General features: G+C 46.1%; 21 protein-coding genes and 1 tRNA gene. 13 read left to right on the forward strand and 9 right to left on the reverse strand.

Annotated features, from left to right (window positions below):
- Window positions 1-15: 15 nt before the first annotated feature.
- Together RSC70_RS14325 and rplY are read left to right on the forward strand one after the other, a co-directional pair.
- On the forward strand, window positions 16-1776 hold the full coding sequence (locus RSC70_RS14325; RefSeq protein ID WP_332542831.1) for a DEAD/DEAH box helicase: 1761 nt from the start codon (window positions 16-18) through the stop codon (window positions 1774-1776).
- Between the two features lie 146 nt (window positions 1777-1922).
- Window positions 1923-2207 carry a 50S ribosomal protein L25 gene (rplY, locus tag RSC70_RS14330; RefSeq protein WP_004089547.1) on the forward strand — a complete coding sequence of 95 codons (285 nt, stop codon included), beginning with the start codon at window positions 1923-1925 and terminating at the stop codon, window positions 2205-2207.
- Between the two features lie 108 nt (window positions 2208-2315).
- On the opposite strand, the gene yejK is transcribed toward rplY, so the two are convergent.
- On the reverse strand, window positions 2316-3323 hold the full coding sequence (gene yejK / locus RSC70_RS14335) for a nucleoid-associated protein YejK (protein ID WP_025798095.1): 1008 nt from the start codon (window positions 3321-3323) through the stop codon (window positions 2316-2318).
- A gap of 332 nt (window positions 3324-3655) precedes the next feature.
- On the opposite strand from yejK, the gene RSC70_RS14340 reads away from it, so the two are divergent.
- The 3 genes from RSC70_RS14340 to RSC70_RS14350 all read left to right on the forward strand — a co-directional run bounded on the left by RSC70_RS14340 (window position 3656) and on the right by RSC70_RS14350 (window position 5849).
- Entirely contained in the window at window positions 3656-3883 is a 228-nt protein-coding gene (locus RSC70_RS14340) for a YejL family protein (RefSeq protein ID WP_025798093.1), read from the forward strand.
- Window positions 3884-3912: 29 nt separating this feature from the next.
- Window positions 3913-5697 (forward strand): LPS biosynthesis-modulating metalloenzyme YejM, encoded by a 1785-nt coding sequence (yejM, locus tag RSC70_RS14345; RefSeq protein ID WP_282814055.1) that lies wholly within the window; start codon window positions 3913-3915, stop codon window positions 5695-5697.
- 75 nt (window positions 5698-5772) lie between these two features.
- Window positions 5773-5849: transfer RNA gene (locus RSC70_RS14350), tRNA-Pro, on the forward strand.
- Between the two features lie 65 nt (window positions 5850-5914).
- Here RSC70_RS14350 and RSC70_RS14355 read toward each other — a convergent pair.
- From RSC70_RS14355 to RSC70_RS14380, 6 genes are all read right to left on the reverse strand, one after another.
- Window positions 5915-6586, reverse strand: coding sequence for a DUF1120 domain-containing protein (locus tag RSC70_RS14355; RefSeq protein WP_332542832.1), 672 nt, complete (start codon window positions 6584-6586; stop codon window positions 5915-5917).
- Window positions 6579-7139: a hypothetical protein gene (locus tag RSC70_RS14360; protein ID WP_282814054.1), complete on the reverse strand. Its 561-nt coding sequence runs from the start codon at window positions 7137-7139 to the stop codon at window positions 6579-6581. Before RSC70_RS14360 ends, RSC70_RS14355 begins: the two co-directional genes overlap by 8 nt.
- A complete protein-coding gene (locus tag RSC70_RS14365; RefSeq protein ID WP_282814053.1) occupies window positions 7108-9582 on the reverse strand; it encodes a fimbria/pilus outer membrane usher protein in 2475 nt (824 codons plus the stop codon). The genes RSC70_RS14360 and RSC70_RS14365 overlap by 32 nt, the downstream gene beginning before the upstream one ends.
- A gap of 98 nt (window positions 9583-9680) precedes the next feature.
- The gene (locus RSC70_RS14370) at window positions 9681-10427 is read right to left on the reverse strand and encodes a DUF1120 domain-containing protein (RefSeq protein WP_332542833.1); all 747 of its coding nucleotides are present in this window, start codon (window positions 10425-10427) and stop codon (window positions 9681-9683) included.
- Window positions 10428-10448: 21 nt separating this feature from the next.
- The gene (locus RSC70_RS14375; RefSeq protein ID WP_234619471.1) at window positions 10449-11183 is read right to left on the reverse strand and encodes a DUF1120 domain-containing protein; all 735 of its coding nucleotides are present in this window, start codon (window positions 11181-11183) and stop codon (window positions 10449-10451) included.
- 43 nt (window positions 11184-11226) lie between these two features.
- Window positions 11227-11949, reverse strand: a complete 723-nt coding sequence (locus RSC70_RS14380) for a fimbria/pilus chaperone family protein (protein WP_332542835.1) — start codon at window positions 11947-11949, stop codon at window positions 11227-11229.
- Between the two features lie 545 nt (window positions 11950-12494).
- Between RSC70_RS14380 and RSC70_RS14385 the strand changes: the two genes are divergently transcribed.
- From RSC70_RS14385 to RSC70_RS14420, 8 genes are all read left to right on the forward strand, one after another.
- Complete coding sequence (locus tag RSC70_RS14385) at window positions 12495-13055, forward strand: fimbrial protein (protein WP_234619469.1); 561 nt, start codon at window positions 12495-12497, stop codon at window positions 13053-13055.
- Window positions 13056-13283: 228 nt separating this feature from the next.
- Window positions 13284-13982 carry a fimbria/pilus periplasmic chaperone gene (locus RSC70_RS14390; protein ID WP_282807279.1) on the forward strand — a complete coding sequence of 233 codons (699 nt, stop codon included), beginning with the start codon at window positions 13284-13286 and terminating at the stop codon, window positions 13980-13982.
- 66 nt (window positions 13983-14048) lie between these two features.
- Entirely contained in the window at window positions 14049-16733 is a 2685-nt protein-coding gene (locus RSC70_RS14395) for a fimbrial biogenesis usher protein (protein WP_282814051.1), read from the forward strand.
- A 12-nt stretch (window positions 16734-16745) separates the two neighbouring features.
- Window positions 16746-17891 carry a hypothetical protein gene (locus RSC70_RS14400; RefSeq protein WP_282807281.1) on the forward strand — a complete coding sequence of 382 codons (1146 nt, stop codon included), beginning with the start codon at window positions 16746-16748 and terminating at the stop codon, window positions 17889-17891.
- A gap of 7 nt (window positions 17892-17898) precedes the next feature.
- The gene (locus RSC70_RS14405; protein ID WP_282807282.1) at window positions 17899-18444 is read left to right on the forward strand and encodes a fimbrial protein; all 546 of its coding nucleotides are present in this window, start codon (window positions 17899-17901) and stop codon (window positions 18442-18444) included.
- Between the two features lie 8 nt (window positions 18445-18452).
- Window positions 18453-19022, forward strand: coding sequence for a fimbrial protein (locus tag RSC70_RS14410; protein ID WP_282807283.1), 570 nt, complete (start codon window positions 18453-18455; stop codon window positions 19020-19022).
- Window positions 19023-19031: 9 nt separating this feature from the next.
- Window positions 19032-19880 carry a fimbrial biogenesis chaperone gene (locus RSC70_RS14415; RefSeq protein WP_282807284.1) on the forward strand — a complete coding sequence of 283 codons (849 nt, stop codon included), beginning with the start codon at window positions 19032-19034 and terminating at the stop codon, window positions 19878-19880.
- Window positions 19881-20272: 392 nt separating this feature from the next.
- Complete coding sequence (locus tag RSC70_RS14420; protein ID WP_282807285.1) at window positions 20273-21421, forward strand: GGDEF domain-containing protein; 1149 nt, start codon at window positions 20273-20275, stop codon at window positions 21419-21421.
- A gap of 50 nt (window positions 21422-21471) precedes the next feature.
- On the opposite strand, the gene rhlE is transcribed toward RSC70_RS14420, so the two are convergent.
- The gene (rhlE, locus tag RSC70_RS14425; RefSeq protein WP_040044643.1) at window positions 21472-22896 is read right to left on the reverse strand and encodes an ATP-dependent RNA helicase RhlE; all 1425 of its coding nucleotides are present in this window, start codon (window positions 22894-22896) and stop codon (window positions 21472-21474) included.
- A gap of 358 nt (window positions 22897-23254) precedes the next feature.
- Window positions 23255-24424: an HlyD family efflux transporter periplasmic adaptor subunit gene (locus RSC70_RS14430; RefSeq protein ID WP_063586824.1), complete on the reverse strand. Its 1170-nt coding sequence runs from the start codon at window positions 24422-24424 to the stop codon at window positions 23255-23257.
- Between the last annotated feature and the right edge of the window lie 2 nt (window positions 24425-24426).

Genomic DNA, 24426 nt, shown 5'->3' on the forward strand with positions numbered 1-24426 from the left:
GTTGATGACATATTAATGGCCTTTACTCTTCGTCCTTATCAGCGTGAGGCGGTGGACGCCACCATCGAGCATTTTAGAAAACACCAAGAACCTGCGGTTATAGTCTTGCCCACCGGAGCAGGAAAAAGCTTGGTGATTGCTGAGTTGGCGAAAATTGCGCGTGGCCGTGTTCTGGTTTTAGCTCACGTTAAAGAGCTGGTGGCGCAAAACCACAGTAAATATTGTGCCTATGGTTTAGAGGCCGATATTTTTTCAGCCGGTTTACAGCAAAAAGAGAGCTGCGGGAAAGTGGTGTTTGGCAGTGTGCAATCAGTGGCACGCAATCTTCCGCTGTTTGACGGCGAATTTTCGTTGCTGATCGTGGATGAATGCCACCGCATCAGCGACAGCGATGACAGCCAGTATCAGCAAATCCTTCAGCATTTACGTAATAATAATCCGAAGCTGCGCTTATTAGGGCTAACGGCAACCCCCTATCGTCTTGGCAAAGGCTGGATTTATCAGTACCACTATCACGGCATCACGCGCGGCGATAGCAAGAGCCTATTTCGTGACTGTATTTACGAATTGCCGCTGCGCTATATGATTAAAAACCAATTTTTGGTGCCGCCGGAACGATTAGACATGCCGGTAGTGCAATACGATTTCAGCCGATTAGAACCGAGCAGCAATGGGCTATTTCGCGAAGTCGATCTCAACCGCGAATTAAAAGATCAACAGCGCATAACGCCGCATATTGTCAGCCAAATCATGGAATTTGCCGCCACGCGTAAAGGCGTGATGATTTTCGCTTCCACCGTTGAGCACGCGCGCGAAATCCACGGTTTATTGCCGCCAGAACAGGCCGCGCTCGTCAGCGCCGAGACACCGGGCGATGAACGTGACGCCATCATTAATGCGTTTAAGCGCCAAGAGCTGTTATATCTGGTGAACGTTGCCGTGCTCACCACCGGATTTGATGCGCCCCATGTCGATCTCATCGCCATTTTGCGGCCCACCGAGTCCATCAGCCTGTATCAGCAAATTGTTGGACGCGGTCTGCGATTATCGCCGGGGAAAACGGATTGCTTAATCCTCGATTACGCGGGTAATCCACACGATTTGTTTACTCCAGAAGTCGGTACCACCAAACCGCACAGCGACAGCCAACCGGTACAGGTATTTTGTCCAGGCTGTGGTTTTGCCAACACGTTCTGGGGTAAGACCACGGAAAATGGCGATATTATCGAGCACTATGGCCGCCGCTGTCAGGGCTGGCTAGAAGACGATGAAGGTGGACGCGAGCAGTGTGACTATCGTTTTCGCTTTAAAACCTGCCCGCACTGCGGCGCGGAAAATGATATTGCGGCACGGCGCTGCCATCAATGCAATCAAGTGTTAGTCGATCCCGACGACATGCTGAAAGAAGCCTTGAAACTCAAAGATGCCTTGGTGCTGCGCTGCGGCGGTATGCAGCTGCAACATGGGGAAGATGACAAAGGTGAGTGGCTGTCGATTACCTATTACGACGAAGACGGTGCTGACGTGAGCGAGCGTTTCCGTCTTAACACGCCCGCCCAGCGTACCGCATTTATGCAGCTATTCCTGCGCCCGCACCTGCGTGCGCCCGGCATTGAGCTGGTCTGGAAAAAGGCGGCAGACATCGTGGCGCAGCAAGACAAACTGCGTTATCCCGATTTTGTTGTCGCCCGAATGAAAGGCCGATTTTGGCAGATCAGACAAAAAGTTTTCGATTATCAGGGGCGCTATCGCAAAGCCGATTCTCTCAGCGGTTAGGTGTTGTAACAATGAGCGGGCAGATATATTTGCCGTAAGCCCCGTATTTCGTTAGAATGCCGCCCGCTTTTACTATTAAAAGCAGAATCTCCTGCCTGTTGCTGGGTCGCCTGTAACAGGTCTAAATTTTATATAGAGATACAATTATGTTCACTATTGAAGCAACTGCACGTAAAGAGCAGGGTAAGGGTGCGAGCCGCCGCCTGCGTACTTCTGGTAAGTTCCCTGCTATCGTTTATGGCGGAAACCAAGAGCCAGTAGCCGTAGAAATCGATCACGACACTACTTGGAACATGCAAGAGAAAGAAGGCTTTTACGAACAAGTAATCGCTCTGATGATCGACGGCAAAGAAACCAAAGTTAAGGTTCAAGCTGTTCAGCGTCACCCGTTCAAACGTAAACTGACTCACGTTGACTTCGTTCGCGCTTAATCGCCGACTGAATCACGTTTGTTTGAATAAAACGTTTTGAAATAGAAAACGCCGCAATTGCGGCGTTTTTTTTGTCTTAATTTTCGGTCTGACATTCAGCGTGGAAGATTAATTCCCACCGCCACTGCGGCGCTGTAGCTGGTCACGCAGATTCGGTGGCGTACCTTTAATGGTCAGCGTATCCGTCGCTGGGTCCCAGAAAATACGTTCGCCCAGCAGCATCGCATCAAAATTAATCGTCAAACCACCGCCGCTGCCCGCCATTTTGGTGAGCTGACGCAGCGTGCTGCGATCGGCTGGGAAGCTTTCTTCCAAATCATAGCCCTGTTCTGCGGTAAACTGCTGGAAGTCTTTTTCGCCTACGGCCGGAATTTCTTTCGCTAACGCTTCCAGTTCAATTTCTTCACCGGCCTGCAATTGTCCATTACAGTAGCTATATACCTGCTGACGATAAGCCTGACGCTCGTTCTTATCGAGCTGACCTTCGGCGCAATAATCATCAACCGCTTGCAACAGACCACGGTTTTGCGCTTTGGCGTCCAAACCTTCGCTGGCGGCCAAGAAATCCATAAAGAAGTCAGAGACTTTTCGCCCAACTCGACCTTTCAGGAAGGTTAAGTAGCGGTGAGATTCAGGATTGGTTTCCCACTCGGTCAGATCAACACGCGCCACGATATCCGCGCGCATAATGTCCAGATAGTGGGTGCTGCTGATATCCAACTCTTCATTAACACGCATGCTGCTACAGCTGTTAAGCACCGCAATCAGCAAATACTCTACCGCCAGATAGCGATATTGGCAGAACAACACCACGCCACCGTCGGCAAATGGATATTTTGCCAGCTCGTCACGCAGACGGCCGGTTGCCGCACGGCTGAACGCCAGAAAATCTTCGTTGCCACGGCGATAATTACGTAATGCCTCTGCCAGCTCGCTTTCTTCGGAGAAGGTGCCATAGGCTTTACTTTTTGCGCTATACACGCGGTGCAGCTCGGCCATCATCTCTTCTACTGCGGCATTTTTTGCCAACAAAGAGTCGCGTAGCACCACATCTAGCTGTTGTTCATCGCGTTTAACCAACTGATGCAACGCAATCTGTTCGAGATCCAGACTCATTTTTTCTTCTCCCCTTTCGCCTCGGACACATTTTTACCCTAAATAATTCGAGTTGCAGAAAGACGGCAAGTGAGTGAATCCCCAGCAGCTTACTCAAGTAAGTGACTGGGGTGAACGAACGTAGCCAACGTATATGCAACTTGAAATATGACGGGTTGAGGCGCGTATTCAAACACTGTTAATACCTACTCGCAAGCGGCCATCGCATATTGATGAATTCAATGGTGAGAGCTAAGGTATAATCAATAACGCAACAAACGTATAAAAGAGCGGAAAATCACGCGTCTATACGGTAAGATATGGCACTTTGTCAGTCTGAGAAGCTTAATTCTATGCCACAATCATCCCGTTATAGTGACGAACACGTTGAACAACTGCTCAGTGAGCTGGCCAACGTACTGGAATCGCACCACACGCCAAACGATCTTTCTTTGATGGTTTTGGGCAATATGGTCACGAATCTGATTAACACCAGCATCGCACCCGCTCAGCGCCGTGCTATTGCGCGCTCTTTTGCTGAAGCCCTGCAGGCTTCGATTCGGGAAGATAAAGCCCATTAATTTTTGCTCGGACGTATAGACATACTTTTATGGTGACAAACCGTCAGCGATACCGTGAAAAAGTTTCCCAGATGATTAGCTGGGGGCATTGGTTCGCTCTGTTTAATATTCTGCTCGGTCTGCTTTTGGGCAGCCGTTATCTGTTTGTCGCCGATTGGCCATCTTCATTGTTTGGTCGTGTCTATGCGATGATCAGTTGGTTAGGGCACTTTAGCTTTATTGGCTTTGCTGCCTATCTGCTGATCATCTTCCCACTCACGTTTGTGGTGATGTCGCAGCGATTACTGCGCTTTCTTTCTGCCGCGTTAGCGACCGCAGGGCTAACGCTACTGCTGGTTGACGCCGAAGTGTTCACCCGTTTCCATCTCCATCTCAATCCGGTGGTGTGGGAACTGGTGGTTAACCCCGATCAAGGTGAGCTGGCGCGCGATTGGCAGCTCATGTTTATCAGTGTGCCGGTGATTTTCCTCGTCGAAATGCTGTTTGGCACCTGGAGTTGGCAAAAACTTCGTAGCCTAAATCGGCAGAAATTTGGCAAGCCGTTAGCCGGTTTGTTTATCACTGCTTTTTTTGCATCGCATTTGATTTACATCTGGGCCGATGCCAATTTCTATCGCCCAATCACCATGCAGCGCTCCAATCTTCCGCTTTCATACCCAATGACGGCGCGTCGTTTCTTGGAAAAACATGGTCTATTGGACGCCCAAGAGTTCCAGAATAAACTGACACAAACGGGCAGCCCAGAAGCCGTATCCGTTGAGTATCCGCTCAATAAGCTGAGTTTTGCCGATAAAGGTGCAGGTTACAATCTGCTTGTGATTGCGGTCGATGGTCTACGTGCCGACGATCTCAAACAAGACTTACCGCAGCTTGCTGCCTTTGGTAACGATAATCTCGAATTCACCCAGCATTACAGCTCGGGGAATAATCTGGATAACGGGCTCTTTGGCCTGTTCTATGGCATCTCACCATCTTATCTCGAAGGTATTCTGGCGGGGCGTAAGCCATCGGCGTTAATCAGCGCACTCAGCCAGCAAAACTATCAGTTTGGCCTATTCTCTTCTGATGGTTTTAGCGCCCCACTCTATCGTCAGGCACTACTGACTGATTTCTCGCTACCTGCGCCAATTCGTCAAAGCGACGCCGCCACCACAAAACAGTGGCAACAGTGGCTATCAACCCAAACGACGCAGTCACCTTGGTTCTCATATGTGAATCTTAACGGCACGCGCAGCGCTCTGGCAGATACCTCTCAGCACAAGCCTGAAGATTACATGGTGAGATATCAACAGGCAGCCGAAGGCGTAGATGGGCAGATCGCCGCCATACTTGATACGCTAAAACAGCGTGGTGAACTGGACAAAACCGTTGTGGTGATCACAGCCAGCCACGGCATTGAATTCAACGATAGCGGCAAAGGCGATTGGGGCTACGGCACCAACTACAGCCGTTATCAGCTTCAGGTGCCATTGATTATTCATTGGCCAGGAACACCAGCGCAAACCATCAACAAACTCACCAGCCACGAAGACGTGATGGCAACGCTAATGCAGCGTTTACTCCACGTCGATACCCGAGCGGTTGACTATACGCAGGGGGAAGATCTGTTCGCACCAACGCGTAAACATAACTGGCTGGCGTTAGGTGATAGCAACGAATTAGTGATCGTCACACCAAAAGAAACTGTGATTCTAGATAAAAATGGTCACTATCGTACCTATGACTCTGACAATGAAGAGATGAAGGGCGAAAAGCCACAGCTCGCCTTGCTGCTGCAGGTGCTGACGGATGTGAAGCGGTTCATTGCCAACTAAAAATGGCTAAAGCGCACACAATCACAACGCCATGCTCTTGAAAACCGTTAGGTTTTGAGTAGTATAAAGGCAGTTCGGCACGTAGCGCAGCCTGGTAGCGCATCGTCATGGGGTGGCGAGGGTCGAGAGTTCAAATCTCTCCGTGCCGACCAAAAAACGCCTCGAAAGCCAACCTATAACGGGTTGGTTTTTTTATGTCTGGGTATGTGCTGTAATATTACAGATAGACAATTTCTAACGTTGCTGAACCTGCAAAACTGATCTTAGAGCCAGATGGCAGATCTTCCAGCGGTGCAAGCGCAACGGCAGCATCAGCCTGTACTGTAAATAACTCGCCTAACGCAAACGCACTGTTTTGTACCCAACTGCAGGCTTTGCCGTTATTGCGCATCGTTGGCACCGTGTCGTTTAAATCCAACATGCCATTATTGGCAATGCCTATCTGGGCAGGCACACCATCGACCTGCGCTGAATGAAATAACACGTTCCACACGCCTATCGCTTTTCCCCCAGACGTCATCCCTAAACCAAAACGCTGATCGGTCTGAGCGGGCGTAATGTTCACGCTCGGCGAACTCCAGCTCAAATTACCGATTGATAAAGTACTGCCGCCGCTATTATCGACCGCGCGAAGACCGATACTCGTGGCTGATTCACATTGAACTGTAATCCCCCCCGCAAACGACTTTACAGGAAGCTGCGTAGCGGTTTTCGCTGCGAGCTGATTACGGTTAATATTCCCAAAATCCAACGTAGTGGGCGATTGCAAAATATGACAGGGCGGCGGATCTGCCTCCGCAGTAAACGACAGTTGCACCTGAGACGAGGCAAAAACAGGCCCCCCCCATCCTCCCAAAATCATAGCGGTTAACAACGCCAATTTATTCACTCACTACCTCCAGCGTGCCATTGCTAACCAGCGTTTTATGTTCTTTGATGTGGACATTACTATCGTTAACGACGGCAACCGATGTCATCTGCATGACCAGCGTTGTCACTGGCTCATTGCTGTTAGGGGTAATGCCAATATCAGGCAGCAGAGGCAATTCTTTAACGTTATCTGAAGTAGCAACGCCGCCACCTTGCTTATACATTAGTGTCACTGATTTGCCATCGGCTTGAGCATCACTCACTATCAACGATAACTTGGCAATATCACCTAGCAAATAGCTCTTGCCTGCGCTGCCTGCCGCGGCCCGATAGTACAAAGTAATACGCTCTGGCCGCGGACAAACTATCGTTACCGTTGTTACTTTTTGACCAATAATATTGCCGTGCTCACCGCTGGTTGATTGAGACAATGTTCCGCGGTTAAAGGTACCAAAATGTGTATGAGGCTGACTAACGTTGAGATCGCAGTCACTGGCTCTAGCACTCAAAGAGAGAGAGATTGCAATCAAAAGCAGCAGGTTACATTTCACATTGGGCATCATAACTTTCATACAATTTATCCGCTTCAGGTTCTTCATTAAGTTTGAAATGCACCTGGCCCCGATCACCAGAAGCCGTTTGAAGCACTAATTTCTGCGCTAACTGGCTATCAATCAGGAATATAGTTCCATCACCCGCCACCGTTGTGATGTAGTTGTCATGGGAGTCATAAATAAGTGAGCCTTTCTCTGCCAGCTTCCCATTTGGTAAATGAATGCGGATCAACGCGCGCCGGCTGACAATAGTGCCAAATGTATAATTCGTTACAGAACCACGGGCAACATGAGCCACCTGAATACCATTATTGACGTCCACGTTTTTCGGTAAACTCTTCGTATCTAGAACCAACCGTGATTCACCATAGGCACTCATGCCAGAAGACACAGCATACCCTTGGCTGTTACTCCAAACTGGCCCTTGCGGTGTTTGGATTTCACCGCCGCTGATACCTGGAATCTGAACTACCGCATAGGTATCCTGCAATGGATAAGGTGAGAAAAAGACCCCTTGTTTGGTCGCCACCACGCCGCCAGAAGCGCCCACGGTATAGGTGCTATTTTCTGAGCCGTAACGCGAGTAGCCTAAGCTAAGCTGAGAGTAATTTGGTAGCGCGTGGACATTGGCACTAAAAGCCCCCACGTCGCTATCGCTACTCTTATTGGCCGCCAGTGAATAACTCAATCGCTCGTTGATTGTTTGATCTAATGTGACTCCCCGAGTGCTGTTATTTCCCACACGTGACATGCTGGCACCAACCCGCACGGAGCCAAATGGAATGCTCATATTCATATAAAACATCGAGTTGCCATCATCACCGCTATCTTTTTCCGCATTCATTGAAACAGACATACCGTTACTAAACGTTTTTGACCAACCCATGGTCATACGGCTGGTGGCTTCTTCTGAAGAAAACATAGAAACGCGCGACCAAGACAGGTTAAATGCGCCTAAATCCTCAAACGAATATCCCACACCGAGGCTGTACTGAGATTTATAGCGGGTATTAATGTAGTCACCATCCTCTTCCTCAGTGCTGGGCCCCCCGTCAGTAAGATCACGGTAGCCAACATCTTGCATCGTCACCGAGCCGTTAACATTCAAACTGTCAGCTAAGGGCATACTGACTGACAGATTATTTTGCATACCCTTTGTTTGACTACGAGCATCGCTAGACAAAATTGATCTTCCACTGAGGCTAAGACCATTTGCCAAGCCTGTACTCAATTGAGCCGCTATGCTTTGATATTTTTGAGCCACCAATGCACCGCTGCTCACCATTGAACGTGTTCCCCAAGGTGTAGACACGTTGAACGTTGTCAGATCGTTTGATCCGATATTGTCATTATTGCTCTGATCAATCTTGCCAATTGCAAATGAATAGCTGGTTTCCTGCTGGCTATAGCCATGCGTAAAAGAAGAAGCAGGAACAAGGAAGCTGCGCGTTGCACCATCTTGCTCAACGACATTAACGTTCAGGTCTGCCGTATTGTTTATGGTAGGTAATCGATTGAGCGTAAAAGCGCCTGCGGGAACTTGAGTTGAATAAATTAATATGCCTGACTGACGCACTTCGACTCGCGCCTGCGTTTGCGCGATACCACTGACCGTGGCTCCGCTTTGCTTGCTGTTCATCAATGCACTTTCAGGCGAAAATTGGATCCCAAAAACTTGAGGCATAGCAAACAGCGAGTTAGCAACGCTAATCTTTCCCGTTTGCATCACTGTTTTATAATTCGGCAGAGTTCTTTGCGCATAGGTATAAAGTTGATCAAGGCTTCGCGTATCACCACTGCTGCTATATGACTGGCGACTACGAATTATCCAATCATTTATATTAAAGCCTTCTTCAGTATTACTTTGAAATGTATTAATGTTATTACTGTTTGAAGAGTTCTTATCATCCTCGCTATTTGCATCTGAACTCGATTTCTTGCTGTTATTTTCCATCATCAGCAAATCATAATTAAACATCCCACCGATACCGCCTGCGGTATATTGGCTTATATCAAGATTATTAGTATCTTCAATAGCATCAGCGGGTAAAATAAACTCAACTTTACTCTGCCCAGGATCAAGCTTTAGTTCAGCTTGCGGGTAGTATGACTTTAATTCAATACATTGCTCTGACTCGGCTTTAATTGATTTAATTCCAAGTGCTATTAAATCATCACGATGCAAACAGAGTTCACCTTTATCATCAAAATTAATTGATAGCGGCCTTTTCTCCACACCATTAATGACAGGCGTTATTTTAGTCACACCAGGTGAGAATTTCTTACCCGTTCTAAAATAATCATTAAGCGTTGTTGATAAACCACGAGCTTGTAACGTTGAAAGATCAAAATCTACAGTATCATTAGCCGCATATAGAGAAAAAGAGAGCAAGCTCAATGGTAAGGTAAATACAACCTTATAGATATATTTCTTTACATGAAACAAGGTGCGTGCTGTCATAAAAGCCTAATATAAAAAAGAATTAATTATAATAAAGATTAAATAACTGCCCGCACCTTAGTCATTAATTTACTCTAGAAAGAGAACGTTATTATTTATTAAAGATAATCCACTTGAACGGTAATTGACCCATCAAGCTTAAAGCCGTTAGGATCCAAGTCTTTTGCTGACTTAACTAAAGGTCTCACTACATAGTCCCACGTGAAATCAGTACCTGACAGCGCCTTGTTATTGCTGTCCATAACTAAGTGTGATTGCCCTGCAAGGCAGTTATTAACGACTAATGCGCCGCCCTGTTCAGTCGTTGCTCCGTTAAGGTTATTTTCAGAAATACATTTTGAGAAATTTGCAGAAACGCCATCAACCTTAAGGCCAGTGAAAGTTCCGCTATACTGACCGATAGTGTTGCCTTTATTATCAGTCCCTAATCCTAAAAAGTGGGTAGCATTACCGAATTCAGAACCATCATTATTATAGGTAGGTACTGGCGTCGTTGACGCAGTTACCGATGATGCACGATCATCTGTGGTGGAAACACCGATTATTGTCTCGCCTTCACAGTTAACGGTAACAGCATCAATCAGCATTTTTTCATCGAGCAGTTGATAGCTTCCCGACAGAGCTGGCGCCATTGCGGCATTAATATTCCCGTTAGCAACCTCCCCCGCGGCGCCCGTTCCAGTACCTAAGACCAGAGTGCAACTCGCTGGGCTCACGGTACCAGTAACTTTCAGCTCAGTAGTATCATTCACTGGTACGGCAGCAAACGCTGGAGATATTGCAGAGCACAATAAAGGCAATAGTGTCCATGCTAAGCCGTTATCTTTTAGACGTAAAAATTTCATAGCAATCCTTAACTATTTTGATTAGAGATAATACAAACTAATAGTAGATGAACCATCTAAGGTAATTTCTTTACTTAAATCGATATGGTCTGTCTCTGTAATTGTAGCCATGACGTTATAGTCCATGGAAAAGACTTTCCCTTTAGCGATGTCACCCTTAGAGTCTAAGAAGTTAAAAGCGAGTGGGCTTCGTGTACTCATATATTCAAAAACATCAGTTGGCGTAGCGGACCCTTTTTGGAAAGGCGTGGCTGCGGTACTAGCAAAATATTGTCCAACGCCATCGATTTTCAGCGCAGACAATGTAGCAACGTAATTACCTATACCTTGACCTAAGCTGTCAGTACCCAAACCGAGATTTAGGCCTGAGCCAGAAGCCGTTCCACTTGGTTCTAATTGCTTATAGCGGCCAAGAGTGTCCATTACACCAATTGCCAAGCTAGCAGATCTATTATCATTCCAGTTAATTGCAACGCTGGTCTCTGATGCACAGGTAATGGTGATCGCATTTGGCAGCGTTTTAATAGGCAGGTTGGTACTATAGGTACTATGGAGCGAAGAGGTAGATATGTGTCCATAGTCAATAGTCCCATTTGCAGCAAGCGCAACTGAGCACGGTGGTGGCGTATATTCTCCGGTCACGGTGAGCTTACCGGAAGGCCCGACTGCAGGGTCGGCAAATGCGCTAGAAATTGACATAGCCAATAATGGCAATGCCAACAATTTTAGCGATAGTTTTACTTTCTTTCCTGACATTTTACTTTCCTTTTTATCGAGATAATAGAACAAGCAGCGCTATTTAATGAGACACACTAGCCTCATAGGGTTTTACAAAATAACCATACAAATTCGCCGGTGTGATGGTCACTTTCTGGATATCAACAACTTTGTTGTTCAGTTTTACGTTAACCGTATCTCCAGGCAATAAATATGAGCGAGGTAGCGAGGCACTCGCTTTTTGTGATTGCACACTGATGATAGGTGACATACGAATTACGTAAGCGCCCGTATTTGTTACCTTTAAAGTATCTGGGCTCACCTGCTCCCATTTCAGTAACGTCCAAGGCTCCAAATTCTCTTTCAGACCCGCTGGGTGAATAATCAATGGCACATTTTGGCGCAGCGTAATCTGTAATTTATCCGCCGTTTTATCCGTGGCTGGAATGCCTTCAAAAATGGCACGTTTAAACTGTTCAACGGCTTTGGCGGGCGTTTTCAGCATAAAACGTACGGTCTGGCTATCGCCAGGATTAACCCGAGCAACTGGGGGAGTGACAATCAGTGAATCTTCTTTATCACCCGGCAAGTTTTCAACTGATGAATAGAGCAATACAGGTGTAGGATCGGTGTTTTTAAGCGTCATCACCCCTTCCCCTTCCTCTGTATTCACTACTACGACCGATGTTTCAAGCTTCATACCTGATGCATGTGCACAGTTGAAAACAAATAGTGGTGAAAAACAAGAAAGACAAATAACAGAAAGTTTTTTTATGGTCGGTATATAACCATTTTTAATTAACATCTTTTAACGTTCCTCTAATATAGCCAGACAGAAATATGCTTCTGCTGCATGTGATAGCTTCAGATAGCGTTTTTATTAGCTATAATTAACTCGTAATTTAAAATTGCTTAATAGCAGTCTCAAAATCATACTTAAAACTTCTATTTAAGTCACTCTAAGAAAAATCCATTCCAATTAACTTTCTATAAGAATTTTACATCTTATTGATTTTATTGAATTTATCATCATGAATTAGACCTGAAATCATTCTTTAACATTGCTAAACATCACTAACACACTGATAAATAATGTATTAACTACAAACCCCAAAAACCACCCCCTTCCATAAAAAAAAACCTGCTGTATAGTGAGTTTCGTCAGTTAGCTCGTTGCCAAAATAAAGCATCAGCAAATATCTAATTTTATTTATCTGATATGAATGATGCTATATGGATAACAGTATCTGCTAGGAAAATTAATCATTCATCTTATGTCATAAACGATAATGCATAAGAAATTTGAATGATACAAAATACAAAATACATATGAATATAGGAAATATAAATATGAAAGCTTCAAAAATGATGGTATCTGCGTTATCTGTTTTGACCATGATGGCTGCAGGTTCTGCAATGGCAGCTCCAGTTGCCACGCCAATTACCGTTAATGGCGGTACTATCAATTTTACGGGTGAAGTCACTGATGCCGCATGTATCGTTAACCCTGAATCAGCTAACCAAACTATTCCGTTAAGCCCTCTAAAAACAAGTGAGGTAGTTAAAGGCCAGGCGGGTGCATCAAGCGATGTAAAAATCTTGCTGGAAAACTGCACTGTTGACACCTATACCACCGCATCCTTTGCTTTTAATGGCGTGCCTGAGCTCTCTGATCCAACTGTACTGGCAAACGCCCCTGGCGCGGGTGGCGCAACAGGCGTAGGCGTACAGATGAAAGATATGGATGGCAAGGTCATTAACTTCACTGCAGCTGACGATTCAGGTGCAAAAATGACACTGATTAAAGGTACTAACGTCGCAATGTTCACTGCTGCTTTGATTGGTACTTCAGATACAGCAACAGCAGGTCATGTATCTGCGACAACTAACTTTAAAGTACATTACGAATAAAATTTCGTTGATCGTGAATAATTTATAGAAGCTATTTTTATCTAACGCCATAAACTTCTTATGGCGTTATTTTAAATTACAGACAATGCATTAAATGCACTTAATTAATATTTTTCATCCTACCTTTAACATCTCGATAAAAATTAATTAAGTATCTTCGGCATAAATTTGAAATTTCAACCTCATATATTAAGCACCATCAGTAAATATAAACTAAGGCTATAGGTTATGAAAACCGTAAAAATCAGCTCGTTAATAAATTTATTACTCTTCAGCTCAATTTCTATCTGCGGAGCATCAGCGGCCATAGCCGGTGGAGTCGGTCTCGGTACGACAAGAGTGATTTATCCACAGAATAGTTCGCAGGCGTCTTTATCTATTCAAAACACCGATGCCAGCAAAGTTTTTCTGATTCAATCTTGGGTATCCAACCCTGATGGAAATAAGAGCGCTGATTTTATTATTACCCCTCCTATTTTCGTGATTCAGCCAAAAAAAGAAAATACGATGCGTATTATGTTTGTGGGGAAAAAACCACTGCCAACAGATCGTGAGTCTCTTTATTACCTAAACAGTAAAGCAATACCTTCAGGAAAACCTGAGGAAGGCAAAAATACACTCCAGATCGCAACGCAAACAACCATTAAATTGTTTGTGCGTCCTGATAATCTGCCTACACTCAGCACCGACGCGCCTCAATCTTTACGCTGTAAACTAATCGGGGCCAACTTAAACGTAAATAATCCATCCCCCTATTATGTAACGTTGGTTAATCTTAACGTTGGCAATCAAAAAATGCCAAACACCATGGTTCCGCCAAAATCAGAGGTACAGGTTCCATTACAAGCAGGCCCTGGTGGAAACATTACATTCCAGACCATGAATGATTATGGTGCTAAAACTGTTCAACAAACATGCTCCATGTAACATGCCTGAGTACATCGTCAGGGATTGGCGTTACCTATTTCTATATTTTCCAGGATTGAAAGTAAGATGAAAAAGCAACTTTATTTCGCATCAGTTCCACGAGCGAGATCTGCTATTAGCCGTTATGCGCCCGTTGTTTTTTCATCACTGGCTATTGTTTCTCCGGTGCAAGTATTCGCTGAGCAGTATTTTAATCCGGCATTTCTATCCAGCGATCCTTCCGCAATTGCGGATCTCTCACGCTTCAACAATGAAGGTGGGCAGGCTCCTGGGAGTTATCGCGTTGATATCTATATTAACGATACCTTTGTCGCTACGCGTGACGTGGACTTCAAATATTCAAAAGCGACGGTGGCGCCGGAGAAAAATACGGCAGCACCTGTCGAAGCATCATTAAATACAAAATCGTCGGATACAACGGATACGCTCGTGCCATTTTTCAGTATCAAAGAACTGGAAACGTTTGGTGTAAACATAAAATCCATGCCTGCGCTCAAAGAGACTGCGGAAGATAAAGCGGTCAATCTGGAATCCATCGTTTTAGGAAGCAGAGCTTCTTTCGACTTTGAAAAACAGCGTCTTGATTTGAGTATTCCACAAATTGCGATGAAAAATGATGCTCGTGGCTATATTGCCCCAGAGCAATGGGATGAAGGGATCAACGCCCTACTGTTGAATTACAATTTCACGGGCAATGAAACTAAGGCTTACAACGAACGCCAGTCTGACAAGTTCCTCAGTTTGCAAAGTGGAATTAACCTCGGGCCATGGCGCTTACGTGACAGCGCTTCGTGGAACAGTCAGGATTCTGGCAGCGATCACTCTAGTGATATTCAACATATCAGTACCTATGTTGAACGTACTATTACTCCATTGAAATCTGAATTTGTTGCCGGGGATACCAGTACATCTGGCGACGTTTTTGACAGTGTTCCCGTTCGTGGTATACAGCTTTCGTCTGATGACAACATGTTGCCCGATAGTCAGAAAGGTTTTGCGCCAACTATTCGTGGAATTGCAAAGAGCAATGCAAAAGTAACGATAAAACAAAATAACTACGTGATTTATCAAACTTACGTAGCGCCTGGCGCATTTGAGATTAATGATTTATTCCCAACCTCATCCAGTGGCGATTTACTGGTTCTAGTTGAAGAAAGTGATGGCAGCATTAATTCTTACTCTGTTCCTTTTTCCGGTGTACCTGTTTTACAACGAGAAGGACGAGTTAAATATGCCGTCAGTGCCGGAAAATATCGTAGCGGGGGTAATCAGCAAGATACCCCTGAATTTGGCCAGGCAACCATACTCTGGGGTTTACCTCATGGAATGACTGTCTATGGTGGAACACAGTTATCTGATAAATATCGTAGTTTTGCCGTTGGGTTGGGCAAAAACTTCGGTGATTTAGGCGCATTCTCTGTTGATATCACTCAGGCGAACAGCACGCTGGCTGATGACACTACCCATCAAGGGCAATCAATGCGTTTTCTATATGCTAAAACGCTAAACAAATTTGGGACTAACTTCCAATTACTCGGATATCGCTATTCTACCGAGGGTTTCTATACCTTAAGCGAAACCACCTATAAAAGAATGAGTGGGTATAATGACACCGAAAACGAAGATGACAAAAAAGACAATAACGATCAGTCCAATTATTTTGATTATTATGACCTGAACTATACCAAACGCGGGAAGTTACAGGCCAATATTAGCCAGCAAGTAGGGAAGGAAAGCGGTCTATTTGTCTCTGCCAGCCAACAAAGTTATTGGCATACTGATGAAACTGATACCCTGATACAGTTCGGATTTAATAGTACCATCTGGAATGCCAGTTATAGCGTGGCATATAACTATAATAAAATGCAAAACCAACCAGATGCAGATCAGGTTGTCTCATTTAATATTTCCATTCCTTTGGCACAATTTTTATCTCCGGCACAAGACGACACGATGCAGTCTGGACATAATGCGTTTGCCACTTACAGCGGAAATAGAGATAAGAACGGTAACACAACTCAACAGGCAGGTATTAGCGGAACATTACTGGATGACAATAATCTCAGCTACAGCGTAATGGAAGGCTATGGAAATAACGGGGTCGGTAATAGTGGCAGCGTTAGCACCAACTACCAAGGGGGCTATGGCAGTACAAACTTAGGGTACAACTACAGCGCTGACTATAAGCAGGTCAACTATGGTGTATCAGGTGGTATTGTTGCCCACCGTAATGGGATTACGCTCAGCCAACCTCTTGGCGATACCAACGTGCTTATCGCCGCGCCCGGTGCTGATAATGTCAGTGTTGAAAATAACACAGGGGTGAAAACTGACTGGCGTGGATATGCTGTTGTGCCTTACGCCAGCACCTACCGCCAAAACCGTATTGCCCTCAATACCAATACACTCGATAACCACACGGACATCGATGATGCCGTGGTTAGCGTTGTACCTACGCAAGGAGCGATTGTGCGCGCTAATTTTACCGCACACAACGGCGTGAGAGCGTTATTAACCATCATGCATAATGGTAAACCCCTACCCTTCGGTGCCAGCGTGAGCAGAACCGATATTACTGCCAGTGGCATCGTAGGAGACGAAGGGCAGGTGTATATGGCAGGGCTGCCTCTAAAAGGAACCTTGAATTCACAATGGGGTCCGAGCGCGAGCGATCAATGCCAAGTTAATTATACTCTACCTGAAGACAGCCTTAATAAGGCTATCGTCTATGCCAATATAGTATGCAAATAGGTGGATATTTTCATGACGTCATTCATTCAATGCGGCGGAAGAATGGTGCTAACAATCTCATATTTTATTAAACAGGTCATAGCAATGCGCAGTCTATTGAACTTATTTCCTCCTCGCTTAGCAATATTATTTGGGCTGTTTATTATCAGTTTATACAGCCATATAGCTTATAGTGCCGATCCAGGAATATGCAGCCCCAGCAATGGCATGGTGCCCGAACTGCATATTCAGATGAACATGACCACGCCGCCTGTTGGCGATCCTACACCTCAAGGATATACCTATCCCGTTGTGGTGGCGGCTCCGGGACCGATCAAGTGCCAGCCGACAGACCCAGAACCGACAAGTTATACCGTGTTTTCAGAAAATAATGGTTACTTAACTCGTGACAATGGAGCTACGATTACCCTTGATGACCCATATCATCAAGGATTCAGGATGAAGTTAGCAGTGGGTACAGTACCCGGATTCACCTCTTTGAACCGATGGGCAGTTACAGATAAGAACTCTAGTGCTATTTCGCAGCCCGTTTACGCCGCGGTTATGGTCTTTCCACCAAGTAACAACCCTGATCCACATGACATCATGCTAAATAATGTTTTTTTGGGATATGTCGCCGTATCAGAAATAAATACGTCTGATGTCACTGTTCCTACTAGCACCGATGGTATAACTGCCGTTTATATTTCAGGGAAGCTACATATTCCACCTACTTGTAAACTTCAGTTGGATAAACCTGAAGTGATAATGCCAGATCACTTTGCCGCTGATTTTACTGCGGCAGGCGCGGGCGGGATCTTAGATGATGCACCCACCCGCTTGGGCATCCAAGGGCTATGTTCAGGCGGCGGGGGATCGGGAGACGGTGATATAGTGCGTATTTCCATATCATCACTCTATCCGGGGGATGGGCAAAATATTATCGGCATTCAAAATACGCCAGAAATTGGTTTGATAGTACGCGATGGTCAAGGGAATATACTTCCGGTCAACTATTCTGAGGTAGCCCAAGTTCCAACAACTCAAATGACTGTGGGTGAACGACACGAGGGATACTTTGAATACCCGATTTCATTCCAGTTGGTATCACGAACCGGGACTGCGCCAAAGCCAAAAAACTATAACGCACAGATCTCCGTCATATTATCAATGGAATAGTGAAACCATGATGAAATATAAATGGAACATAGGTTTTTTCATACTTAGCAGCCTCTTTCCTTACGCGGGTTATGCTAATGTCGTTTACAATGGTTCAACACCTATAAATATAAGAGGAACTATATTACCAAGTTCATGTACTGTTGCTAAGAAAAGCCAAGCACAGAATATCGATCTTGGCTCTTATGCAAATAACACATTGACCACCGTGGGTAAAGTATTAACGACAAGAAGGTTAAGTATCTCGCTGACGGGATGCAATGAGGGAATTATAGGTACCGTAGTGACGCTTTCAGGAGAACCAGACCTCGACGATCCTACGTTATTGGCACTGAGCAATCCAGATGCAGATGATACGGTAAAGGGTTTAGCTATCCAAATCAGAGATAACGCTGACAATCTTATTCCTATAAACGGTCAATCATTACAGCAGAAGTTGGTTTCTGGTGATAGCAATGTATTAACGTTTAAACTGGCATATAAAGTAACTAAATTACCGGTAACGGTAGGAAATGCTAACTCTGTGCTATTTCTCGATTTGGCTTATCAATAGGATTAATCATGCTAAATAATAGCACCATTCCTAATAAAGGAATTTATGAAAAGGGTTTGCATAAAATACTGTTGGTAACAATACTCTTTTTAAGTTCTGGCATCGTTCTACCAGCGCTTGCTCACGACGTTACGGTAAATATTACCGGAAAGGTCACCAATGGCACCTGTTCAGTATCCTCAGATTCTGTGAATAAATCCGTTGATCTGGGAAGTGTACCCATTAGCCTATTCTCCCAAGGTAGTACGAGTTCACCTGCAGTGCAATTTACGATTAATCTCGAAAACTGCGGTGCTATTAGCCATGGCGTACAGGTTACATTTTCTGGGACACCTGATGAAAATAGCCCTGATTATTTCAAACTATCACCAGGCAGTTCAGCAAGCGGTATCGGCATAGTTATTATGGATGATACTAGGAGAACTATTTCAGTTGGTGGAACATCAAAATCTTATTTAATTGCGGGTGGTGTAGCAACTAAATCACTTATTTTTTATGCCAAAATGGCTGCCGACGGTTCTGCCTTAAAAACAGGAACGGTAACCTCAAGTGCGACATTTACCACAGCTTACCCGTAGAGGCACTTTATGAGATGCTTTGATAATAAAAAATTCCACAAACTGTTTTACACCATATTATTATCAGCATTACTTACAGCAAATGGACATGCTGGAATAATGATAGGCGGTACCCGTTTTATTTATCATGAAGAGAATGAAAAAGGTCTCTCTTTTCTGGTTAAAAATTCAGATAATTCACCCTATTTAATTCAAACAAAAATATTACCGGATAACACGCAGGGAAATAACATACAGCAGGCGTTGCCTAATTCTGGATTAGCTAATTTTGTTGCTACGCCTCCCCTTCTGCCACTGAGAAAAAAGCAGGAAAATTACATACGCGTTATTCGCACTGAAGGAAAACTACCCAATGACAGAGAAAGCTTATTTCAATTAAGTATCACGGCGATCCCATCCGGCCGGCCTACGGGCAATGATTTGCAGCTGGCCATTCGTTCGCGATATAAATTGATTTACCGTCCTTCGGGTTTAAAAGGAGAACCAAACCAAGCCTACCAACAGTTACGCTGGCAAAGGCATGGAGACTTGGTAACAGTTGAAAATCCAACGCCCTATTATGTGACGTTGTTCCAAATGGATATTAATGGAAAATTACAGCCAGCTAAGGGCGTTGTAGCTCCCTTTGGCAGCAGAACCGAATCGTGGTGCCCGAAGAATGGTGGATGCGATTTGAAATGGCAAAGCCTTGACGATCTCGGCACGCCAACACCTGCGTGGGCTATTAATCCGAATGCAACAGCAAGCTTAGGAAATGCCATTGCCAACGCGAGCCCAGTGGTAACACCACTGAAGTCAGACGAAAAGAAACCAGATGAAAATAGCTCAGAGGCTCACTCCAGCCCTGCACACCCATAGCAGATGATTTTTAATGATAAATCCCTATAACATGCGGTGCAGTGAGCGTCTATTCGCCGCCATCATTCTCCCAAGATTGCTAGCTGTGTCATAACGCAAGCATGCTACTTATGCTAAGCTCCGCCCCTCAAAAATGACAAAGAGACTTCCCATGCGCAAGATAACCATCGTCATGATCATCATGGCTGCCGCGGTATACGCATACAACTATATGTAAGATGTAAGCGAATAAACTGGCGCTGCTTTTCTCAGCATCGCCCTTTATCCTTTCTTCACGCCTCTCGCTTTTTCATAATAAATCCCAGCGCTTTGCTCCTGATAGCCCATAATAAATTTCAATTGCTCTCTTAAATCTATTAGAGTTGCTGTCCAAAATTATTAGGCACATATCAATGATCGAGCTTACTGAAAAAAATGCGCAACCCCGAACGCTAACGCTGCATAACAGGCTAAAAGCCGCTGAGATCCGCGCCGTAAAAATGAACGTAAGCTGGTTATTAAGCGTACAAATCGCGTTTGTCTTATTTGTTTTTTGTCGCGATTATTTTTACGTCACCTATAAAATGCCAGCGGCTCCCGTATTATCCTCACTACTCGAACAAGCACTCATCGTGATAATGATAATACTGTGCAGTTACGTGGCCGTTTTGCGATTTACCCGAATTATTGAAAATCAGTTTAGCCACACCATGCTCGTCATCGCGTTAAGCATTGGATTGATGTGGTGCTTTATTCTTTCGCTGCTGTTCTACAGTGATTTCAGCCACCTTATTTTTGCTATTTCAACCTTGCTGATGCTGTCGTCTTTAATTGCGCTCTATCCTTCATCACGCCACCTCCTATTCGCCACCACACCGATATGGGCCATCATCGTTGTGCACGCGATGTTTTTTAGTAGCACCCTAAGTGTGGTTTATCTTGCGGGGTATCTGGTATTTGCAGTGCTATTCGAAACCGGACGCCGTCTATTGCGCCGCTGGTTTGTGCTGGCGGTAACGCGGGAACATCAAAATGTTCGGCTAGCGAATAAGCTCACGTTAATGTCGCAGCAAGACCCGCTAACCGCGTTGGCTAATCGCCGCTATTTTGATCGCAAACTACAGCACGCTATTGAACAGGCGAGAAAAACCGACAGTCCCTTTTCTATTATCTTGATCGATGTCGATTACTTTAAAAAATATAACGACCGCTACGGCCATCAGGCTGGTGATTCATGCCTGATCCAATTAGCCAAATGTTTCCAACAGGCCGTTCGCAGCGCCCAAGATTTGGTGGGGCGCTATGGCGGTGAAGAGTTTATTATTTTGTTGCCAAATCAGGATAAGTACGCCGCAGCAAAGGTTGCTGAACGCCTCAAGGCCTTAGTGTTCGCTCTAGCGCTACCCCACGATCAATCAGACGTTTCCCCGTATGTTTCACTCAGCCAAGGCATTGCTCAGTGGCAGAACGGCGTGGATGCTAAAACGCTGATCGAAAATGCCGACCAAGCCCTGTATCTCGCCAAACAGCAAGGCCGCAATACCGCTCGCCTCGCACCATAAACAAAAAAGCCAACCCGAAGGTTGGCTTTTAGTTATATCAGCGACAAGAATTACGCAGTGGTTGCTGGTTTCTTGTTACCACGATACGGACGACGCTGCTGTGACGAAGGCGCATCACCACGGGCTTCAGGCTTACGACCTTCTCCCGCCGCACGGCGCTGACCGCCATTATTGCCATTGTTGCTGCGTGGTTTCTCACCAGAGCGAGCACCATCGCGTGACTGGCCGTTACCTTGGCTGCGACCCTGAGACTGTCCGCGACCTTGGCCTTGTCCACGTCCCTGACCACGACCTTGGCTTTGACGGCCGTTTTGGATCGGATCGGCTTTAATGCTTGGATCTGGCTCATAGCCTTCAATCGCAATACGTGGGATCTCACGTTTCAGCAAACGTTCAATATCACGCAGCAGCTTATGCTCATCCACACAGACTAAAGACAATGCTTCGCCAGTGGATTCTGCACGGCCAGTACGGCCGATACGGTGAACATAATCTTCCGGTACGTTTGGCAGCTCAAAATTAACCACGTGCGGTAACTGATCGATATCCAAACCACGTGCGGCGATATCTGTCGCAACTAAAACGCGAATCGAACCGGCTTTAAAATCAGCCAGCGCACGGGTACGCGCACCCTGACTTTTGTTACCGTGGATGGCTGCGGCGGTAATACCATCTTTATTCAGCTGTTCAGCCAGATGGTTAGCGCCGTATTTGGTACGGGTGAAAACCAGTACCTGCTGCCAGTTATGGGTGCCGATAAGCTGGGCCAACAGCTCGCGCTTACGGCGCTTATCAACGAAATGCACTGACTGCTCAACCTGTTCAGACGCCGTGTTGCGACGCGCCACTTCAACGGAAGCCGGATTTGTCAGCAATTTGTTTGCCAGCTCTTTGATTTCATCAGAGAACGTTGCAGAGAACAGCAGGTTCTGACGCTTAGCTGGCAGTTTAGCCAATACACGACGAATATCGTGAATAAAGCCCATATCCAACATGCGGTCAGCTTCGTCCAACACCAGAATTTCAACGTTGGATAAATCAACCGCGCGTTGATGTTCTAAATCCAGCAAACGACCTGGCGTAGCAACCAGAACGTCAACGCCACCGCGCAGTTTCATCATCTGCGGGTTAATGCTCACGCCGCCGAAAACCACCAGCGAGCGAATATTTAAATATTTGCTGTAATCACGCACGTTCTCGCCGATCTGGGCAGCCAGTTCGCGCGTTGGCGTCAGGATCAGCGCACGCACAGGGCGGCGGCCTTTTACCGGCTGCGCATCCTTAGAAAGCAGCTGTAACAGCGGCAGCGTAAAGCCTGCGGTTTTGCCGGTACCGGTTTGGGCACTGGCCATCAGGTCACGGCGTTGTAAAACCACCGGGATCGCTTGAGATTGAATAGGCGTAGGTTCGCGATAGCCCTGTTCTTCAACAGCGCGCAACAATTCGGCACTCAGGCCGAGAGTATCAAAAGACATATTAGGGTAAAACTCCAAATCCACCTTGACCCGAAAGGTCGGGTGCAGTTTCCGGGTGGATTTATCAGACGCGGTAGATAGGTGATCACCACGAGGGATAGGCACAAACTGCGAGTGCAACATAATTGTGGTGGATTCTAACAGAAAATGTGATCGGCGTCTGATATGTTTTTATTATTGTGACTTTTAGCCCCCGTATGCAGCCCCCCCCCTCCCAACCTCCCCCTTCGCAGGGGGAGGAGCCGATCGAGAATCTTTCAGCAGGCTCCAAACGGTTCCCTCCCCTGACAAGGGGAGGGTTAGGGTGGGGTCTATCAACATAGCAACCCAAGGGTTAGGGTGGGGTATCTTGCCAACCTCACCGCTCCCTCAGCGCCTCTTTCACCTTATTCAACGGCTTGATCAAATAATCCAGCACGGTTTTCTGGCCGGTTTTAATCTCTACGCTGGCCACCATGCCGGGCAGGATTGGGAATTTTCGCCCTGCTTTATTTCTGAGCTCTGCGCTCTTAGTGCGCACGTACACACGGTAATAATATTGATCGCGGCGCACTTCATCTTGCAACGTATCCGGTGAAACAATTTCTACCGTGCCATCCAAATTGCCATAGATAGAAGAGTCATAGGCGGTAATTTTCACCGTTGCCGCAAGCCCTGGACGAATATAGGCGATATCACGCGGGTTGATGCGCGTTTCAATTAACAGCTGATCTTCCAGCGGCACGATTTCCATCAGCTTGCCACCGGGTTGCAGCACGCCGCCAACCGTCATCACCTGAATATCTTTCACAATGCCGCGCACCGGTGAAATCATGGTCACGCGATCTAACTGGTCTTCTTTACCCGCCATCACTTCAAGCTGAGCGTCCAGATCTGCGTTGTTTTTTACCTGCTCTTCACGCGCTCTCAGCGCGTACTGGTTACGCGCATCGTCAATTTTGCCCTGCAATTCGCTGGCCTGTCGCTGCAAACGAATCACCTCAACCTGACTCGCCGCGCCTTTCGCCACCAACGGCTGCGTCATTTTTAGCTCGGCAATCACCAAGCGGTATGACTCTTGTAAATTCGCTACGGTTTCATTGAGGTTGCGTCGACGTGAGTCATAAAGCTGGCGCTCACGTGCGACCAACGCCGGTTCGGCTAACGTACTGGCGCTGAACTTGAGCGGCTCTCCGGTCAGTTCCGAACGTAATCGCTCCGAAGATGCCCGCAGCGCACGCGCTCTGGCCGCCGCTTCGCCGTAGTTAGACTGAAAGCGTTTCGGATCGAGCCGCGCCAAAATCTGCCCTTTTTTGACAATATCGCCTTCGTGCACCAGCAGCGCCGAAACAATACCACCGTCTAAGCTCTCAATCAGCTGGGCGCGGATCGAGGTGGTGACTTTGCCCGTCCCCACCGTCACTTCATCTAAGGTGGCAAAGTAAGACCAAACAAAAAAGAACGTCATTCCAGCTAACGTTAACCACACCACCGAGGAGTAAAAGCGCGACTGGCGTGCCATATCTTCCTGCATTGTGAGCTCTGCCATAC

The organism is Hafnia sp. (assembly GCF_036648275.1).
Lineage (GTDB): Bacteria > Pseudomonadota > Gammaproteobacteria > Enterobacterales > Enterobacteriaceae > Hafnia > Hafnia alvei.

Excerpts from the sequence above, each read along its gene's own strand:
- RSC70_RS14365 (WP_282814053.1), bottom strand. The coding sequence starts at position 9,582 with ATGACAGCACGCACCTTGTTTCATGTAAAGAAATATATCTATAAGGTT.
- RSC70_RS14390 (WP_282807279.1), top strand. The coding sequence starts at position 13,284 with ATGAAAACCGTAAAAATCAGCTCGTTAATAAATTTATTACTCTTCAGC.
- RSC70_RS14325 (WP_332542831.1), top strand. The coding sequence starts at position 16 with ATGGCCTTTACTCTTCGTCCTTATCAGCGTGAGGCGGTGGACGCCACC.
- RSC70_RS14415 (WP_282807284.1), top strand. The coding sequence starts at position 19,032 with ATGAGATGCTTTGATAATAAAAAATTCCACAAACTGTTTTACACCATA.
- RSC70_RS14340 (WP_025798093.1), top strand. The coding sequence starts at position 3,656 with ATGCCACAATCATCCCGTTATAGTGACGAACACGTTGAACAACTGCTC.
- RSC70_RS14385 (WP_234619469.1), top strand. The coding sequence starts at position 12,495 with ATGAAAGCTTCAAAAATGATGGTATCTGCGTTATCTGTTTTGACCATG.
- rplY (WP_004089547.1), top strand. The coding sequence starts at position 1,923 with ATGTTCACTATTGAAGCAACTGCACGTAAAGAGCAGGGTAAGGGTGCG.
- RSC70_RS14430 (WP_063586824.1), bottom strand. The coding sequence starts at position 24,424 with ATGGCAGAGCTCACAATGCAGGAAGATATGGCACGCCAGTCGCGCTTT.
- RSC70_RS14375 (WP_234619471.1), bottom strand. The coding sequence starts at position 11,183 with ATGTCAGGAAAGAAAGTAAAACTATCGCTAAAATTGTTGGCATTGCCA.
- RSC70_RS14360 (WP_282814054.1), bottom strand. The coding sequence starts at position 7,139 with ATGAAAGTTATGATGCCCAATGTGAAATGTAACCTGCTGCTTTTGATT.
- RSC70_RS14410 (WP_282807283.1), top strand. The coding sequence starts at position 18,453 with ATGCTAAATAATAGCACCATTCCTAATAAAGGAATTTATGAAAAGGGT.
- RSC70_RS14395 (WP_282814051.1), top strand. The coding sequence starts at position 14,049 with ATGAAAAAGCAACTTTATTTCGCATCAGTTCCACGAGCGAGATCTGCT.
- RSC70_RS14380 (WP_332542835.1), bottom strand. The coding sequence starts at position 11,949 with ATGTTAATTAAAAATGGTTATATACCGACCATAAAAAAACTTTCTGTT.
- yejK (WP_025798095.1), bottom strand. The coding sequence starts at position 3,323 with ATGAGTCTGGATCTCGAACAGATTGCGTTGCATCAGTTGGTTAAACGC.
- RSC70_RS14370 (WP_332542833.1), bottom strand. The coding sequence starts at position 10,427 with ATGAAATTTTTACGTCTAAAAGATAACGGCTTAGCATGGACACTATTG.
- yejM (WP_282814055.1), top strand. The coding sequence starts at position 3,913 with ATGGTGACAAACCGTCAGCGATACCGTGAAAAAGTTTCCCAGATGATT.
- rhlE (WP_040044643.1), bottom strand. The coding sequence starts at position 22,896 with ATGTCTTTTGATACTCTCGGCCTGAGTGCCGAATTGTTGCGCGCTGTT.
- RSC70_RS14405 (WP_282807282.1), top strand. The coding sequence starts at position 17,899 with ATGATGAAATATAAATGGAACATAGGTTTTTTCATACTTAGCAGCCTC.
- RSC70_RS14420 (WP_282807285.1), top strand. The coding sequence starts at position 20,273 with ATGATCGAGCTTACTGAAAAAAATGCGCAACCCCGAACGCTAACGCTG.
- RSC70_RS14400 (WP_282807281.1), top strand. The coding sequence starts at position 16,746 with ATGACGTCATTCATTCAATGCGGCGGAAGAATGGTGCTAACAATCTCA.